Source organism: Janthinobacterium sp. TPC_1 (assembly GCF_056037845.1).
In genome coordinates this window covers 1,488,805-1,505,100 of record NZ_CP195157.1, presented here as the reverse complement: position 1 = coordinate 1,505,100, position 16,296 = coordinate 1,488,805, and the positions used below count along the sequence as shown (strand labels likewise).

General features: G+C 64.2%; 13 protein-coding genes, 1 tRNA gene and 4 pseudogenes. 1 reads left to right on the top strand and 17 read right to left on the bottom strand.

Going from position 1 to position 16,296, the window contains the following annotated elements:
- Positions 1-4: 4 nt before the first annotated feature.
- The 3 genes from ACQVLG_RS07295 to ACQVLG_RS07285 form a co-directional block, all read right to left on the bottom strand.
- Positions 5-442 carry a hypothetical protein gene (locus tag ACQVLG_RS07295; protein ID WP_474293672.1) on the bottom strand — a complete coding sequence of 146 codons (438 nt, stop codon included), beginning with the start codon at positions 440-442 and terminating at the stop codon, positions 5-7.
- Entirely contained in the window at positions 381-968 is a 588-nt protein-coding gene (locus ACQVLG_RS07290) for a nucleotidyltransferase domain-containing protein (RefSeq protein ID WP_474293670.1), read from the bottom strand. The genes ACQVLG_RS07295 and ACQVLG_RS07290 overlap by 62 nt, the downstream gene beginning before the upstream one ends.
- Positions 969-1,057: 89 nt before the next feature.
- Positions 1,058-1,651: a hypothetical protein gene (locus ACQVLG_RS07285; protein WP_474293668.1), complete on the bottom strand. Its 594-nt coding sequence runs from the start codon at positions 1,649-1,651 to the stop codon at positions 1,058-1,060.
- A gap of 205 nt (positions 1,652-1,856) precedes the next feature.
- Here ACQVLG_RS07285 and ACQVLG_RS07280 point away from each other — a divergent pair.
- Positions 1,857-1,933: transfer RNA gene (locus tag ACQVLG_RS07280), tRNA-Pro, on the top strand.
- Positions 1,934-2,039: 106 nt separating this feature from the next.
- Here the strand turns inward: ACQVLG_RS07280 and ACQVLG_RS07275 are convergent.
- From ACQVLG_RS07275 to ACQVLG_RS07210, 14 genes and pseudogenes are all read right to left on the bottom strand, one after another.
- Positions 2,040-2,962: pseudogene (locus ACQVLG_RS07275) on the bottom strand (hydroxymethylglutaryl-CoA lyase).
- Between the two features lies 1 nt (position 2,963).
- On the bottom strand, positions 2,964-3,896 hold the full coding sequence (locus ACQVLG_RS07270) for a 2-hydroxyacid dehydrogenase (RefSeq protein ID WP_474293666.1): 933 nt from the start codon (positions 3,894-3,896) through the stop codon (positions 2,964-2,966).
- An 11-nt stretch (positions 3,897-3,907) separates the two neighbouring features.
- A pseudogene (locus ACQVLG_RS07265) lies at positions 3,908-5,937 on the bottom strand (acetyl/propionyl/methylcrotonyl-CoA carboxylase subunit alpha).
- 94 nt (positions 5,938-6,031) lie between these two features.
- Positions 6,032-7,081 (bottom strand): biotin synthase BioB, encoded by a 1,050-nt coding sequence (gene bioB / locus ACQVLG_RS07260; RefSeq protein WP_474293664.1) that lies wholly within the window; start codon positions 7,079-7,081, stop codon positions 6,032-6,034.
- Positions 7,082-7,119: 38 nt separating this feature from the next.
- Positions 7,120-7,911 carry a dethiobiotin synthase gene (bioD, locus tag ACQVLG_RS07255; protein WP_474293662.1) on the bottom strand — a complete coding sequence of 264 codons (792 nt, stop codon included), beginning with the start codon at positions 7,909-7,911 and terminating at the stop codon, positions 7,120-7,122.
- Positions 7,901-9,096 (bottom strand): annotated as a pseudogene (gene bioF / locus ACQVLG_RS07250) (8-amino-7-oxononanoate synthase). The gene bioD and the pseudogene bioF overlap by 11 nt, the downstream one beginning before the upstream one ends.
- Position 9,097: 1 nt before the next feature.
- A complete protein-coding gene (gene bioA / locus ACQVLG_RS07245; RefSeq protein WP_474293660.1) occupies positions 9,098-10,438 on the bottom strand; it encodes an adenosylmethionine--8-amino-7-oxononanoate transaminase in 1,341 nt (446 codons plus the stop codon).
- 31 nt (positions 10,439-10,469) lie between these two features.
- Positions 10,470-11,258 carry an enoyl-CoA hydratase/isomerase family protein gene (locus ACQVLG_RS07240; protein ID WP_070223170.1) on the bottom strand — a complete coding sequence of 263 codons (789 nt, stop codon included), beginning with the start codon at positions 11,256-11,258 and terminating at the stop codon, positions 10,470-10,472.
- 13 nt (positions 11,259-11,271) lie between these two features.
- Positions 11,272-12,895 (bottom strand): annotated as a pseudogene (locus ACQVLG_RS07235) (carboxyl transferase domain-containing protein).
- Positions 12,896-12,935: 40 nt separating this feature from the next.
- On the bottom strand, positions 12,936-13,385 hold the full coding sequence (locus ACQVLG_RS07230) for a YchJ family protein (protein WP_409027544.1): 450 nt from the start codon (positions 13,383-13,385) through the stop codon (positions 12,936-12,938).
- Positions 13,386-13,531: 146 nt separating this feature from the next.
- A complete protein-coding gene (locus ACQVLG_RS07225) occupies positions 13,532-13,999 on the bottom strand; it encodes an FAD-dependent oxidoreductase (protein ID WP_474293658.1) in 468 nt (155 codons plus the stop codon).
- Positions 13,909-14,733 carry an FAD-dependent oxidoreductase gene (locus tag ACQVLG_RS07220; RefSeq protein WP_474293656.1) on the bottom strand — a complete coding sequence of 275 codons (825 nt, stop codon included), beginning with the start codon at positions 14,731-14,733 and terminating at the stop codon, positions 13,909-13,911. Before ACQVLG_RS07220 ends, ACQVLG_RS07225 begins: the two co-directional genes overlap by 91 nt.
- A gap of 130 nt (positions 14,734-14,863) precedes the next feature.
- Complete coding sequence (locus tag ACQVLG_RS07215; protein WP_474293653.1) at positions 14,864-15,481, bottom strand: serine hydrolase domain-containing protein; 618 nt, start codon at positions 15,479-15,481, stop codon at positions 14,864-14,866.
- Positions 15,387-16,202, bottom strand: a complete 816-nt coding sequence (locus ACQVLG_RS07210) for a serine hydrolase domain-containing protein (RefSeq protein WP_474293651.1) — start codon at positions 16,200-16,202, stop codon at positions 15,387-15,389. Before ACQVLG_RS07210 ends, ACQVLG_RS07215 begins: the two co-directional genes overlap by 95 nt.
- Positions 16,203-16,296 lie beyond the last annotated feature (94 nt).

Here is a 16,296-nt window from a genome sequence, read left to right as displayed (position 1 = left end):
GCGATCAGGACGGCGGCTGGACATCGAGTGCCTGTGCCGCCGCAAGCAATTGTTCCACGTGCTCGATCAACTCGTCGACAAAACCCTGTGTGACATCGAGATCGCCCTCGTATTCGGCCAGGTTGCGCTTCTTGTGGGCCTGATTTAGCAGCAGCCATTGCTGCGGCGTGAAACCCAGCGTGTGTTCCAGGCTTTGAAAGACGAGATAGCGGTTGTCGCTGCGATAACCATGTTGACGCAGCGCAGACAGGGCCGCCGCGTGTGCCGCGTTATACGCGAGGTCGAAGCGGCTTTCCAGCGACAGTATCTGCTGCCTGGCATCGCGCAGGCGCACGGTGGCCGAGCGCAGCAAGCCTGCGCGTTCGCGTGCGTCCGCTGGCTCAGCCTTGAGCTGGCCGATGCGCGCCAGGTTCGCCAGCGCCTGTGAGTTCGGTGAGGTCATCGTTGGAGCCTTTGACAAAAATCTTGGGCTGTTCGAGGATGCGCACGACGAACGACTTGCCGTCGTCTATTCTTTGCCGCCATTCTTCCCGCGTATACAAGGTCGGGTTGATGCTGCGGCCCAGCTGCTGCTGCGCAGGCTGCAGCGCTGCCAGCAACTGGGCATTCGATGCCATGCTGCCGATGACCATCAGGTCGATGTCGCTGTGCGCCTGTTCCGTGCCCTTGGCCATCGAACCGTACACAAAGGCCAGGTCGATTTCCTGCCAATACGGTTGCAGGGCGACGCGCAGCACATCGGCGACGCCAAAGGTTTTCAGCACAATGCTGCGCAGCTCGTCGAAGATCGGCGCATCGTGATTCGCCTGGTAATGCTTCTGGTTGCCCACTTTCTTGACGGTCACCAGGGCCGATTTCACCAGCTTGGCCAGTTCGCGTTGCACGGCGCCCGAGCCGATGGCCGCGAAGGCGATGATTTCATTCGCATAGAAAGACCGTTGTGCCTGGCCAAAGAGCAAAGCCAGCACGCGCTGCTGTGTCTTGGAAAACAATGTATCTGCGAAAGTACCCATATTGGGTATGATAGTACCCAATATGGGTATAGTCAAGCAGGCCATCACCACTTGCAGCCGCTATCCTTCTTGTCCAGCAACATCAGCACGGGCGCCAGCAAGCCTGCGCCGGAATAGGCGGTGCGGCAATCGCCGCGCTTGCCTTGGGCGATGTCGCGCGCCAGCTGGGTTTCCGTTTGCAGGGGCTTGTCGGGGATTTGTCCCACGGCCGTGCCCACCTTGGACGGGTCGCGCTCGCCCGCCATCTTGCGCGCCGTGCGTTTGGCCGCTTCCATATCGAATTTCGGCGTTTCCGGAGTTTCTTGCCTGAAGGTGTCGGGACTGGCTGCCGGCGTGGCCGGGACGACCGTGATGGCTTGCGGGCTGGCCGCTGGTGTTGTGGCCGCTGCTGGCGTTTCGCGGACAGTGGCGCGTGTCGGCTTGCTGACGGGTTTGGCTTCTCGCTTCGGCTTGACCACCTCGACAGGCGGCGGCGGGGGCTTGGCGGCCAGCGGACGTATCCACACGGCGATCGATTCCACGCGCGGCGCGGCATCCGGCAGCGCGGCTGGCTGCACGTGGCGCCACAGGTAGATCAGGGCGCCATGCAGCAGCAAGGATACGCCGACGCCCAGCGCGATGCCGCGGCGATTCGGCATGGGCTGGCCGCCGCCGCTTCTTTCTATACTGAAATCCATTGCCGTCGTCGCCTTCATGTCTGATCGGGAAAACTTGCCAAGCCAGTGTCGCATACTTGTATCGTTTTGAAAAATACATGGGTTCCAGTGCCGCGCGTAAATAATTTACACAGAGTTTCACCTGACCCTTGACCGAAGTCGATACGGCCTGTATTATCTTGGTCTTCGGAGTGTGGCGCAGCCCGGTAGCGCACCTGGTTTGGGACCAGGGGGTCCAAGGTTCGAATCCTTGTACTCCGACCAAATTTGTAGAAAAAAACCCAAGAGTTTCGGCTCTTGGGTTTTTTTTCGTCTGTAGCGCCTGCGGCGCGAGGCCGGCAGCAAAAAGGGGCCGCAGCCCCTTTTTTTTTTATCCCAGGCGTTTCGCCGCAATCGCATTGCCGGCGCGGCTGGAACCCTTGCGCCCCAGTTGCTGCGCAATGAACTGCCCCGCGTCGACCACCAGGTCCAGGTCGATGCCGGTACTAATCCCCAGTCCCTGCATCATGTACAGCACGTCCTCGGTGGCCACGTTGCCCGTGGCGCCCTTGGCGTACGGGCAGCCGCCCAGGCCCGACACCGACGAATGATAGATCGCGATGCCTGTTTCCAGGCTGGCGTAAATGTTCGCCAGCGCCTGGCCGTAGGTGTCGTGGAAGTGGCCGGACAGGCCGCCCACGTGGAAAGCGGCAATCGCGCGCTGCATCACCGCCTGCGTCTTTCTCGGCGTGGCCACGCCAATGGTGTCGGCGATGTCGATCTCGTCGCAACCGAGGTCGCGCATGCGGCCCACCACGTCGGCCACGGCGTCCAGCGGCACGTCGCCCTGGTAGGGGCAGCCGAAGGCGCAGCTGATGCTGCCGCGCAGGCGCGCAGGCCGTGTTCCTTGGCCGCCTTCGCCACGCCTTCGAAGCGGGCGATCGATTCGGCGATCGAGCAATTGATGTTCTTTTGCGAGAATGCCTCGGACGCGGAGCCGAAGATCACCACTTCATCGGCCTTCGCCGCCAGCGCGGCCTCGAAACCCTGCATGTTCGGCGTCAGCGCCGAATAAATGGTGCCCGGGTGGCGCGCGATCTTGTCCATCACTTCCGCGCTGGTGGCCATCTGCGGCACCCATTTCGGCGACACGAAGGACGCCGCCTCGATGTTGGCGAAGCCGGCCAGGGTCAGGCGGTCGACCAGCTCGATCTTGACGGCGGCGTTGATGGTCTCCTTCTCGTTTTGCAGGCCGTCGCGCGGGCCCACCTCGACGATCTTGACCTGCTTGGGCAAACTGGTAGTAGGGTTCATCTCAATATCCTTGCAAACGGTTGACGATGCCGGCCACAAGCTCTCCGGCGTGCAGGCGGCGCATCTTGGCGGCGATCTGCGCCACGCTTTCGCGGCGCAGGGTGGCGGCCGAAATATGCGGCGTGATGGTGATGCGCGGTTCTTGCCAGAACGGGTGCTGCTGCGGCAGCGGCTCGTTGCGGAACACGTCGAGGGTCGCGCCAGCGATATGCCCGGAGCGGATCAGGGTCAATAAGTCCGGTTCGGCCAGATGCGCGCCGCGCGCCACGTTGATGACGTAGGCGCCCGGCAGCAGCATCGACAGGCGTGCGCGGTCGAGCAGGTTGTGCGTGTCCGGCGTGAGCGGCAGCATGCACACCAGCACGCGCGTGCCGCGCAAGAAGGCTTCCAGCCCCTCTTCGCCCGCAAAACACTGCACGCCATCGATGTGCTTCTGGCTGCGGCTCCAGCCCCGCAGGGGAAATTCGAACTGCGCCAGCGCTTGCAGCACGCGCGTGCCCAGCACGCCCATGCCCAGCACGCCGACGGGAAAATACATCTTGTCGAAGGCGGGCAGCGGCTGCCAGATGCCGGCGCGGCCCTGCGCCTCGTAGTCGTCGAAGCGGCGGAAGTGGCGCAGCACGGCGTGGCTCACATATTCGGCCATCTGCACGCCCATGCCCGCGTCGTCGAGGCGCACCAGCGGCACGTGGGCCGGCAGCGCGTCGCCGAACTTCAGCAGCGCGTCGACGCCGGCGCCCGTGTTGAAGATGGCTTTGACTTCGCTCAATGCCGGCAGCATGGCGGCGGGCGGCTGCCACACGACGGCATAATCGCATGGCGCGAACGTTTCGCCTTCGCGCCAGAAGACTATCTCGGCTTCGGGCAGCAAGTCTTTAAAATCGGCGATCCACGCCGCTTCCTTGCCGTCCGACCGTTGTAAAAGGATGCGCATCGTGGCTGCCTCTATGCGGCAGCCTTGAAAGCCAGCAGCGGCGCGCCATCGGCCACCTGGTCGCCGACCGCGTACAGCACGTCTTCCACCAGGCCGTCGTGCGGCGCGGCGATCGTGTGCTCCATCTTCATCGCTTCCATGATGATGACCCGCGGCTCGCCCTTCTTGACGTCCTGGCCTTTGTTGACCAGCACGGCGACGACCTTGCCCGGCATCGGCGCCGTCAGGCGCCCGCCCTCCGCTTCCACCTCGCCCGCATGCGCCATCGGGTCGCTGTAGTGCAAGGTGTAGTGCAAGCCGCCGGTGAATACGTGGAACTGCTCGCCGTCGCGCAGCACCGTGCCGTGCACGGCACGTTCACCGAGCTTGATGTGCAGCTCATTGCCTTTGCGCGCCGTCAAGCTCAGGGGCTGGCCGTTGAACAGCCAGCCATCGGTTTTGTAGGCGATGCGCGCGGCATAGGCCTTGCTGTCGCCCGCCAGCGCGAATTCGTCGGCGAACGCCAGGCTGCGACCCAGGGTGCTGTTCAGGCGCCAGCCCAGGGCATTGCCCCACGGGTCGGCGGGATTGCTCGACTGCGCTTCGGACGCGGTTTTTTCTTCCGTCAGCAGGCTGACTGCCGCCAGCGCCAGGGCCGTGTCGGGCGCCGCCTGCAGGGCGGGGAACAGCGTGTCTTGATTGCGCTCGATCAAACCCGTATCGAGGTCGGCGCCGGCAAACGCCTGGCCTTCGACCAGGCGCTTCAAAAAGGCGATATTGCTGGCCAGGCCGACGATCTGGTAGTCGGCCAGCGCCTGCGCCATGCGCGCCAGCGCTTCGCGGCGGTCCGCGCCCCAGACGATCAGCTTGGCGATCATCGGGTCGTAGAACGGAGAAATGGCGTCGCCTTCGCGCACGCCCGAATCGATGCGCACGGCGGCGGGAACCAGCGTGCCGCCCAGCTCGAACGTCACGGCCGCCGGCGACTGCATGTGGCGCAGGGTGCCGATCGACGGCAAAAAGCCTTTTTCAGGATTTTCCGCGTAGATGCGCGCTTCGATGGCGTGGCCGTGGATGGTCAATTCGCTCTGTTTTTTCGGCAGCGGCTCGCCAAAGGCGACGCGCAACTGCCATTCCACCAGGTCGGTGCCGGTGATCATTTCCGTCACCGGTGTTCCACCTGCAGGCGCGTGTTCATCTCCATGAAGTAGAACGAGCCGTCCTGGTTGGCGATGAATTCCACCGTGCCCGCACCCACGTAGCCGACGGCCTTGGCGGCGGCGACGGCCGCTTCGCCCATGGCCGCGCGGCGCTCGGCCGGCATGCCCGGCGCCGGCGCCTCTTCCAGTACCTTCTGGTGACGGCGCTGCACCGAGCAATCGCGCTCGAACAGGTAGATGCAGTTGCCAAGCGTGTCGGCAAACACCTGGATTTCGATATGGCGCGGACGCGACAGGTATTTTTCGGCCAGCACCTTGTCGTCGCCGAAAGAGCTGATCGCTTCGCGCTTGCACGAGGCCAGCGCGGCCTTGAAGTCGGCGCTGTTCTCGATGACGCGCATGCCCTTGCCGCCGCCGCCGGCCGAAGCCTTCAGCAGCACGGGGTAGCCGATCTTGTCGGCTTGGCCGTGCAGGAAATCCGCATCCTGATTCTCGCCGTGGTAGCCGGGCACCAGCGGCACGTTGGCTTTCTCCATCAGCGACTTGGCCGCTGATTTCGAACCCATGGCGCGCATGGCGGACGCCGGCGGGCCGATGAAGACCAGGCCCGCCGCGTGGCAGGCGTCGGCGAAGTCGGCGTTTTCGGACAAAAATCCGTAGCCGGGGTGGATCGCCTGCGCACCTGTCGCCAGCGCTACGGCGATGATCTTGTCGCCGCACAGATAGCTTTCCTTGGCCGGCGCGGGGCCGATCAGGACGGCTTCGTCGCAGACGGCGACGTGCTTGGCGTTGGCGTCCGCTTCCGAATACACGGCGACGGTCTGGATGCCCATGCGGCGCGCGGTAGCGGCGACACGGCAAGCGATTTCGCCGCGGTTGGCGATCAGGATTTTAGTGAACATGGTCTCTCTCTTTGCAGCTCGTGGCTGGAAGTTTTTTATCTGAGGTGTCGCTGGGAGGGGATGCGCCCGGGCGGGGCGCATTCCATGGGCTGGATCAGCAGCCGCCGCACTTCTCTTTCTGTACCGATTCCAGCATGGCGCCGCGCGTTTGCAGGCCCAGTTTGTTCAACAGGACGCGGTCGTCTTCCGCTTCCGGGTTGTCGGTGGTGAGCAGCTTGTCGCCGTAGAAGATGGAATTGGCGCCAGCCAGGAAGCACATGGCTTGCACGGCTTCGCCCATCTGGCGCCGGCCGGCCGACAAACGCACGCGCGCCTTTGGCATGGTGATGCGGGCCACGGCGATCGTGCGCACGAATTCGAACGGGTCCAGCGCTTCCAGGCCGAACAAAGGCGTGCCTTCCACCTGTACCAGGTGGTTGACGGGCACCGATTCCGGATACGGATTCAGGTTCGCCAGCTGGGCGATCAGGCCCGCGCGCTGCAGACGCGTTTCGCCCATGCCGACGATGCCGCCGCAGCACACTTTCAAGCCCGCTTCGCGCACGCGGCCCAGGGTGTCCAGACGGTCCTGGTATTCGCGCGTGGAGATGACGTTGTCGTAGAACTCGGGCGCCGTATCGAGGTTATGGTTGTAGAAGTCCAGGCCCGCGTTTTTCAGGCGGTCCGCTTGTCCCTCTTCCAGCATGCCCAAAGTAGCGCATGTTTCCAGGCCCAGCGCCTTGACCTTGGTCACCATCTCTTCGACTTTTTCCATGTCGCGCTCTTTCGGGCTGCGCCAGGCGGCGCCCATGCAGAAGCGCGTGGCGCCATTGGCTTTCGCCTGGCGGGCCGCGTCGAGCACCGTGTCGATGTCGAGGATTTTTTTCGCTTCCACGCCCGTGTCGTAGCGGGCCGCCTGCGGGCAGTAGCCGCAGTCTTCCTCGCAGCCGCCCGTCTTGATCGACAACAGGGTCGCCAGTTCCACGTCGCCATCGGGGAAGTTGACGCGGTGGGTTTGCTGGGCCTTGAACATCAGGTCATTGAAAGGCAGGTCGAACAGGGCCAGCACGTCGGCGACGGGCCAGGTGGCCGCTTCCGGCACGGTGATGCGCGCCGCTGGGCGGTGCAGTTCGACGGTTTTTGCTGCTTCTTGGACGTGAGACATGTGATTCCTTCGTTTCTATTTTTGAATGCGTTGAATTGTTAGGTGTTGGGATGCTGCGCCGGCCAGTTGGGCAAGCCGGTGAAATCGAGATACGCGGCCGCCGCTTCCGCGCTCGGCTGCGCCAGGCGCGGCACCCTGCCCAGCAGCGGCGCCGGGATGCGCTCGATCAGCGCATCGATATTTTCGTCGAGGAAGCGCATTTCCACTTCCAGGGTGTTGGCGACCCAGCCGATCACCGTCAGGCCGCGCGCTTCGATGGCTTCCACCGTCAGCAAGGCCTGGCTGATGCAGCCCAGACGCATGCCGACCACGAGGATCACGGGCAAATCGAGCTGCTGCGCCAGGTCGGCCGAATCGAAGCCGGGCGACAGCGGTACGCGGAATCCGCCCACGCCTTCGACCACGACGGCGTCCGAGGCGGCGGCGATTTCCAGGTAGGCGGCCAGAATCGGTACCGACTCGATGCTCACGCCTTCCAGCGCGGCGGCGATGTGTGGCGCGGCCGCTTCTTTGAGCATGTAGGGCGTGGTGATATTGCGCAGCATGCTGACGTTGCCGGCGGCGATCAGGCTGTCGGCGTCTTCATTATGCAGTTCGCCGTCGCGCATCTCGGCGCCGGCGGCCACGGGCTTCATGCCGCAGGCGCGCACGCCGCGCGCCACCAGCGCGTGCAGCAGGGCCGACGACGTCAATGTCTTGCCGATTTCCGTGTCCGTGCCGGTGACGAAACAGGCAAAGCGCGATGGCAGGGCGGTGGCTGCCGGTGCCGGCTGCACGGCCGGCGCCAGGTCCGCCAGCACTTCTGCCACGATGGGATCATCAAGGCTCATGGCGAGTCCTTTCCAGGGTGTTGACTGCATTGATCAATTGCGCCACTTCCTGCGCCGTATGGCCGGCCGACAGGGTCACGCGCAGGCGCGCCGTGCCCGCTGGCACGGTGGGCGGGCGGATGGCGCCGACCCACAGGCCTTGCTCGTAGAGTTGGGCGGCGATATCGAGCATGTCCGCATTCTCGCCGATGATGACGGGCTGGATGGCGGAGAGCGATGGCAAGGCTTGCCAGCGCTGCAGCTGCAAGCCCTCGTTCCATTGCGCCACCAGCGCGGCCAGGTGCATCCGGCGTTGTTTTCCTTCCTCGCCGGCGATGATGTCCAGGCTGGCCAGCAGCGCATGCGCGAGCGCGGGCGCGGCCGCCGTCGTGAAGATGTAGGGGCGCGCCTTCTGGATCAGCGTGTCGATCACGGCTTCATGCGCGCAAACGAAGGCGCCGCCCACGCCGGCCGATTTGCCCAGGGTGCCCACGTACACGAGGTAGGGCGAATGCAGGCCGAAGTGTTCCAGAGCGCCGCGGCCATTGGCTCCCAGCGCGCCGAAGCCGTGCGCGTCGTCGACCACCAGCCAGGCGCCATATTGCTCGCACAGGGCCAGCAGCGCGGGCAGCGGCGCCAGGTCGCCATCCATGCTGAGACGCTGTCGGTGACGACGATTTTCGTTTTGGCCGTGCTGGCCGCCAGCAGGGCCGCCAGGGCATCGAGGTCCGCGTGCGGATACACGCGCGTCTTGACGCGGGACAAACGCATGCCGTCGATCAGCGAGGCGTGGTTCAGCGCTTCCGAGAAGATCTCGGCTTCGGCATCACCGGCCGCCAGGGCCGTCAGCACGGCCAGATTGGCCATGTAGCCGGTGCAGAAATACAGCGCGCGCGCCTGTTCCAGGTTGGCGCCGACAAACGCGGCCAGGCGCTCTTCCAGCAGCGCGTGGGCGCGGCTGTGGCCACTGATCAGGTGCGAAGCGCCGCTGCCGGCACCATACAGGTCGGCGCCCTCTTTCAGCGCGTCCACGATGCGCGGATGCGACGCCAGGCCCAGGTAGTCATTGCTGCAAAAGGCCAGCATGTCGCGCCCATCGACCGTCAGGCGCGGCGCGCACGGCGTGTCGACGGTGCGGCGGCGGCGGATCAGGCTGCGCTCTTCCAGCCCCTGCAGCTGCTGTTGCAATTGCGCGATCAGTTCCATCTCAGGCTCCGATCACTTTGTTGAAGACGGCCAGCATCTGCTGGCCCAGGCCCGCGATTTCGGCGTCGTCGAGGATGTACGGCGGCATCAGGTAGACGGTGGAGCCGATGGGGCGCATCAGCAGTTCGTGTTCCAGCGCCGTGCTGAAGAAGCGGCGCGAAAAATCGGGCGCCGCATCGACGGCGTCAAACGCCCAGATCATGCCCTGCTGGCGGAAATTCTTGACTTTTTCATGCTGCGCCAGCGGCGCCATGGCGCGCGTGATTTTCCCTGCGCGTACCCGGTTGGCCGCCAGCACGTCGTCTTCCTCAAAGATGGAGAGCGTGGCCAGCGCCGCGCGGCAGGCCAGCGGGTTGCCCGTGTACGAGTGCGAATGCAAAAAGCCGCGGCGCACGTCGGTGCTGTAGAACGCCTGATAAATATCTTCGCGCGTCATCACGAGGGACAGCGGTAAATAGCCGCCGCTGATGCCCTTGGACAGGCAGACGAAATCGGGCCAGATGCCCGCCTGTTCGCACGCAAAGAACGTGCCCGTGCGGCCGCAGCCGACGGCGATTTCGTCGAGGATCAGGTGCACCTGGTAGCGGTCGCACAGGGCGCGCACCAGCGACAGGTACAGCGGGTCGTGCATGGCCATGCCCGTGGCGCACTGCACCAGCGGCTCGATGATGATGGCGGCGATTTTGTCCGCTTTTTCCTGGAACAGGCGTTCCACGTCGGCCGCGGCGCGGCGCGCCACGTCCTCGGCGGACTCGCCCTCGGCCGCCTGGCGGAAGTCGGGCGACATCACCGTCTGCGAGGCACGCAGCAAGGGGCCGTAGGCATCCTTGAACAGGGCGACGTCGGTGACGGCCAGCGCGCCGATGGTTTCGCCGTGGTAGCTGCCTTTCAGGCAGACGAATTCCTGTTTTTCACCCTTGCCGCTGTTGCGCCAGGCGTGAAAGCTCATTTTCAGGGCGATTTCCACGGCCGATGCGCCATCGGACGCATAAAAACTGTGGCCAAGCACGCCGCCCGTCAAGGCGGAGAGCTTTTCCGACAGCTCGATCACCGGTTCATGCGTGAAACCGGCCAGCATCGCGTGTTCCAGCCGGTCCAATTGGTCCTTCAGTTCCGCATTGATGCGCGGATTGGCATGGCCGAACAGGTTCACCCACCAGGAGCTGATGGCGTCCAGGTAGCGTCGTCCTTCGTGATCATACAGCCAGGCGCCGCGGCCGTGGCTGACGGGGATCAAGGGGACCGCGTCGTTGGCCGATGCGTGGTGCTGCATCTGTGTGCACGGATGCCACACGCTGCGCAGACTGCGTTCGACCCAGCCCGATTGTTTTTCTGCTTTCAAAACTGCTCCAATGATTTTCTTAATCCATGCGCTAGCCCATGAGCCAACCCGGCTTGCGCTTGTCGAGGAAGGATTGCACGCCTTCGCGGCCCTGTTCCGAGGCGCGGATTTGCGCGATGCGCTCGGCGGTGTCCGCCAGCAGCGCGTCATCGACGGGTTGGCCAACGATCTCGCGCACCAGCGTTTTCGCTTGCGCCACGGCGTGCGGGCTGTTGCCCGTCAGCGCCTTGAGCACCTCGGCCGTTTTCGCGTCCAGCGCGCTTGCCTCGACTACCTCGTGGGCAAAGCCGATGCGCAGCGCTTCCTGGGCGGAGAATCGCTCCGCCGTCAGGAAATAGCGGCGTGCCGCGTTTTCGCCCATGGCCTTGATGACATACGGTGAAATAGTGGCCGGGATCAGTCCCAGCCGCACTTCGCTCAGGCAGAAATGCACGTCTTCCGCAACCAGAATGATATCGCATGCGGCGACGAGGCCCATGCCGCCCGCATAGCAGTCGCCCTGGATCTTCGCCACCACGGGTTTCGGACACAGGTAAATCGTGCGCAGCATCTGCGCCAGCTGCAGCGCGTCGGCCTGGTTTTCGGCATGCGTGTAGCCTGCCATCTTCTTCATCCAGTTCAGGTCCGCGCCAGCGCAAAAGGCCGCGCCATTCGCGGCCAGCACGATGGCGCGCACCATGTCGCTGCGTCCCAGGCCTTCGAAGGCGCGCGCCAGTTCGGCGATCGTCGTCTCGTTGAAGGCGTTGCGCACGTCGGGGCGGTTCAGGGTCACGGTGGCGACATTGCCCTCGATGACCAGCTTTAAGGTTTCAAATTCCATGCTTTTCTCTCCCTTACATGCGGAATACGCCGAACTTCGTGTCCGGGATTTCCGCGTTCAAGGCGGCCGACAGGCCCAGGCCCAGCACCATGCGGGTATCGGCCGGGTCGATCACGCCATCGTCCCACAGGCGCGCGGTGGCGTAGTACGGGTGGCCCTGGTGTTCGTATTGCTCCTTGATCGGCTGCTTGAACGCCGCTTCCTCGTCCGCGCTCCACTCGCCGCCCTTGCCTTCGATGCCGTCGCGCTTGACGGTCGCCAGCACGGAAGCCGCCTGGTCGCCGCCCCCTGACGGAAATGCGCGCATTGGGCCACATCCACATGAAACGGGGAGAGAACGCGCGGCCGCACATGCCGTAGTTGCCGGCGCCGAAGCTGCCGCCGATGATCACCGTGAATTTCGGCACGGCGGCCGTGGCGACAGCGGTCACCATCTTGGCGCCATTGCGGGCGATGCCTTCGTTTTCGTACTTGCGGCCCACCATGAAGCCCGTGATATTTTGCAGGAAAACGAGCGGGATCTTGCGCTGGCAGCACAATTCGATGAAATGCGTGCCTTTCAAGGCCGATTCGGAGAATAAGATGCCATTATTGGCGATGATGCCGACTTTTACGCCATAGATGTGCGCGAAACCGCAGATCAGGGTGGTGCCGTAGCGGGCCTTGAATTCGTCGAAATCGCTGCCGTCGACGATGCGCGCGATCACCTCGCGCACGTCAAAGGGCTTGCGCGTGTCGACGGGGATCACGCCATACAGTTCCTGCGTCGGGTATTTCGGCTCGACGGAATCGCGCAAAGCCATCTGCTGCGGTTTTTTACGGTTCAGATTCGAGACGATGGTGCGCGCCAGCGACAGCGCGTGCAAATCGTTCTGCGCCAGGTGGTCGACCACGCCGGACAAACGCGTATGCACGTCGCCGCCGCCCAGGTCTTCCGCCGTCACCACTTCACCGGTGGCCGCTTTTACCAGCGGCGGGCCGCCGAGGAAAATCGTGCCTTGCTCCTTGACGATGATCGATTCGTCGCTCATGGCCGGCACGTAGGCGCCGCCGGCCGTGCAAGAACCCATCACGACGGCGATTTGCGGAATGCCCTTGGCCGACAGGTTCGCCTGGTTATAGAAAATGCGGCCGAAATGGTCGCGGTCGGGGAAGACGTCGTCCTGGTTCGGCAGGTTGGCGCCGCCCGAATCGACCAAATAAATGCAGGGCAGATTGTTCTGGTCGGCGATTTCCTGGGCGCGCAAGTGCTTTTTGACCGTCATCGGGTAATAGGTGCCGCCCTTGACGGTGGCGTCGTTGCAGACGATGACGCATTCCTGGCCCGAGACCCTGCCGATGCCGGTGATGATGCCGGCGGAAGGCGCCGCGTCGACGCCCTTGGCGTCCTGGTACATGGCGTAGGCCGCCATCTGGGAAAACTCGAGGAAGGGCGTGCCGGGATCGAGCAGCATCTGGACTCTGTCGCGCGGCAGCAGTTTTCCCCGCGCCAGATGCTTGGCGGCCGCCGCCTCGCCGCCGCCGGCCGCGATCTTTTCTACCTTGTCGCGCAAATCGTCGACGATGGCTTGCATGGCCGCGGCATTGGCCTTGAAATCTTCACTGCGCGGATTGAGTTTGCTTTCGATATGCGGCATTGCGGTTCCTTTTTATGATCGCCCGGTCTCTCGGGTCGCGCTATTCGGGAAAACTGCCGTCGAGATAAAACCAGCGCAGGGCGCCACCGCCCTCGCCCGCCTCGCGCACAAAGCGGCTCACCTCATGCAGGCGGTGCGCGCGGCCGTTGACCTTGTAGCGGGCCACGAATTCGACGGTGTCGCGATGTATCTCTTCGGCTTGATCTGCTGATTCTGCTTTACGTTGACGTAAACGTAAAGCAGATTTTACCTCAAGTCCCAGCCAGTGGACTTTTTCTTCTTCGGCAAATAAAGCGTCGGCGGGACGGGTGCTGGCATGCCAGGTGGCGCGCAGATACGCTTCATCGCGCAAGGTAAACGCCGTGTAGCGCGAACGCATCAGGGCTTCGGCCGTGGGCGGCAGGGCGTCGCCCGCGATATACGGGCCACAGCAGCTGGCGTAGGAGGCGCCGCCACAGGGGCAGGCGGACAATTTCGAAGGTGTGGGCATGCGCTGGCGATATGGAACAGAAAAGAGGGAACAGGAAAGTTCCGCAATTATCCGCCATAACGGCGGCGCTGGTCGCCGTTGCTGCCGCTGCGCCTACTTTTGCGGCGCGAGGAAGTCCAGCGCGAACGGCGGCGCCTTGTTCTGCATCAAGTCGGCCAGGATGCGCGCGTGCGTGCGGCGGCAAAGGTAAAGCCCAGCGGACCGTGGCCCACGTTGAGCCACAGGTTTGCAACTTTGCTGGCGCCCACCAGCGGCGCACTGTTCGGCGTGGCGGGGCGCAGGCCGGCCCAGGCCGTGGCCTGGTCGTAATCGGCGCCGTGGGGCATGGCTTCGCGCGCCAGCCGCGTCAGGCCGGCGATGCGGTTCCAATCGATGCTGTTGTCGGCGCCCACCATGTCGACCATGGCGGCCACGCGCAGGTCGCCGCCTATGCGCGCATACAGCACCTTGCGCTCGAAATCCGTGATGCTGATCTCGGGCGCCCGGTCCTGTGCGCGGATGGGCGCCGTCAGGCTGTAGCCCTTCAGCGGGTACAGGGGCAGGTAGACGCCCGCCGTGGCGGCCAGGTCGCGGCTCTGGATGCCGGCCGCCAGCACATAGTGATCTGCCTGCAACAGGCCCAGGCTGGTGTCGACGCCCGTGATCCTGCCCTTGTGCGCGAGGAGCGGCGGCGCGCCTCGCCTTTCAGGATGAGCGAGCAATTCGGGTGCTGCAGCAAACGCGCTTCCAGCGCCAGGCAAAAGGCGTGGCAATCGGCCACGGCTTCTCCTTCGGTAAAGATGCCGCCCGCCAGGGCACCCTGCAAGGCCGCCAGCGCCGGTTCGCGCTGTACGGCTTCCGCCGGAGACAAGACGATGCGCGCCTCTTCCGACTCGGGCCGCGCCACGGCCCGCTGAAAGATGGCGGGCGAGCGGTAGACGATGAGTTTGCCCGCATCGCGCCAGGCATACGCTTCGGGCGGCACGGTCAGTTCCAGCTGCGCCATGCCGGCGCGGCTCCATTCTCCCAGTTGCAGCAGCTTGGCCGTCGTGCGGGCATTGCTGGCGCTGTTGCAATTGCGCAAGAAACTGGCCAGCCAGCGCCATTGGCGCCAGTCCGCTTCGGGATGGAAGCGCAGCGGACCATCCTTCTGCAGCAGCCATTGCAGGGCTTTCAAGGGCACGCCCGCATCGGCCAGCGGCGCCACATAGCGATAGCTGAGCTGGCCGCCATTGCGGTAGCTGGCGGCGATCGCCACCTGTTCATTGCGTTCCAATAGCGTGACCTTGTAGCCGGCCTCGGCCAGCCACCAGGCCGATGTCAGGCCGACGACGCCGCCGCCGATGATGATGATGACGTGTTGCTGCATGTTGCCTCGCTGCGTTGCGCCCCCATGGTGCGGGAGCATTCGATGAGAGCTTAGAGGCTGGCCATCACGGGAGCCAATGAAACATCATGGTGCAGCCATAACTTTCAGGAATGCACTATTTTTGTGCGAATTATTCATGCTTGTCAATCGCACCACGGTATAAGGTGGTGAGTATCAATTCCTCGCTGCGGCCCATGGCGGAATACGTGCCCGGATAGCGTTCGGGATCGCTGCCTGTGCCGCCCACCAGCATCACCATGCCATTCTTGTGCTTGAAATCGAGCACGAAGGCGGAGACGAGGCCATACGCGTCGCCCAGGTGGCCGACCGCATGAAAACTGGCGCCCTCGACAAGGCCATTGCCCTGTCCCGCCACGGCATCGAATTGCTGGTTGCCCAGACCCCAGGCGCGGTACAAGCCCCGTTCGCTGTTGCCATTGCTGTCATCGGGTGCCAGCTGCCATTGGCGGCTAAACATCAGGGCGATGCTGGCCGGCTGCAACAGCTGCTGATTCCGGTAGCGTCCGCCGTCGAGCAGCATCTGCATGACGGTGCCCAGCCCTGCGGCGGAGATGCGCAAGCCGCCCGTGGGACTGAAGACGGTGGCGTTGCTGCCGATCACATAGTTGGCCAGGCCGGCGGGTGGATGCTGGTCAAAATCGTCGGCCTGGGCGATCCATGGCCCGTGCGGCTGCCAGATTTCCGTCTCCAGCGTACGCTTGCGGTACAGGGTAGCCGTGTTCGCCACCTCGTCCGCGGTGAATGCCGCCGGGTGGTAGCCGCCGCGCACATCGAGCGGGTCGAGCAGCAGCAGCACGCCGCATCAGCAAGTCGAAGCGCTCGCCCGTGACTTGCTCCATCACGGTGCCGATCACGCCCCAGTTCAGGTTGGAATACGTAAAGTAGCGGCCGGGCGCCGCGCTGGAATCCCACATCGCGTCGCCGCCGGCCGTTAACACGTCGCGCAGGCTGCGTTCGGGGCCCCAGGCATAGCCGCCCGCGTCGCGCAGCGAGGAAGTGTGGCTGAGCAGGCTGCGCAAGGTCACGGGCCGCTGGGGAAAATGCGGGTTGCGCAGGGAAAAGCCTAAATAGATGCCCACATCCTGATCCAGGCTCAGCTTGCCCTGTTCGACCAGCCGCATCAGGCCCAGGGTCGTCATCATCTTCGATACGGAGGCGATGCGGAACAGGGTGGCCGGCGTCACGGGCAGGTTTTCCGCCGGCGTGGCGCCGATGTGCCGGTAGCCGAATTGTTGCTGATACGACACTTTTCCGTGGCGGATGGCCAGCACGGACAGGCTGGCCAGCGGGTGGGCCGCATCATCTACGATGGCGGACAGGGCCGCATCGAGCGCGCGCTGTTGCGGGCCGGCTACGGGTGCGCTGGCGCTGCCGGGTGGTGCGGCCATTGCCGGCCAGATACCGCCCAGCAGCAGCAAGCCGAGCCAACCCGTGATTCGCTTTTTCATATTCTCATACCATGTGTGGATGCGCCGCCAGCATAGGGCGCGATGGTTTCCATGGCTAATGAAAATTGCTTATTTATCTATAATGCAAAGCTAT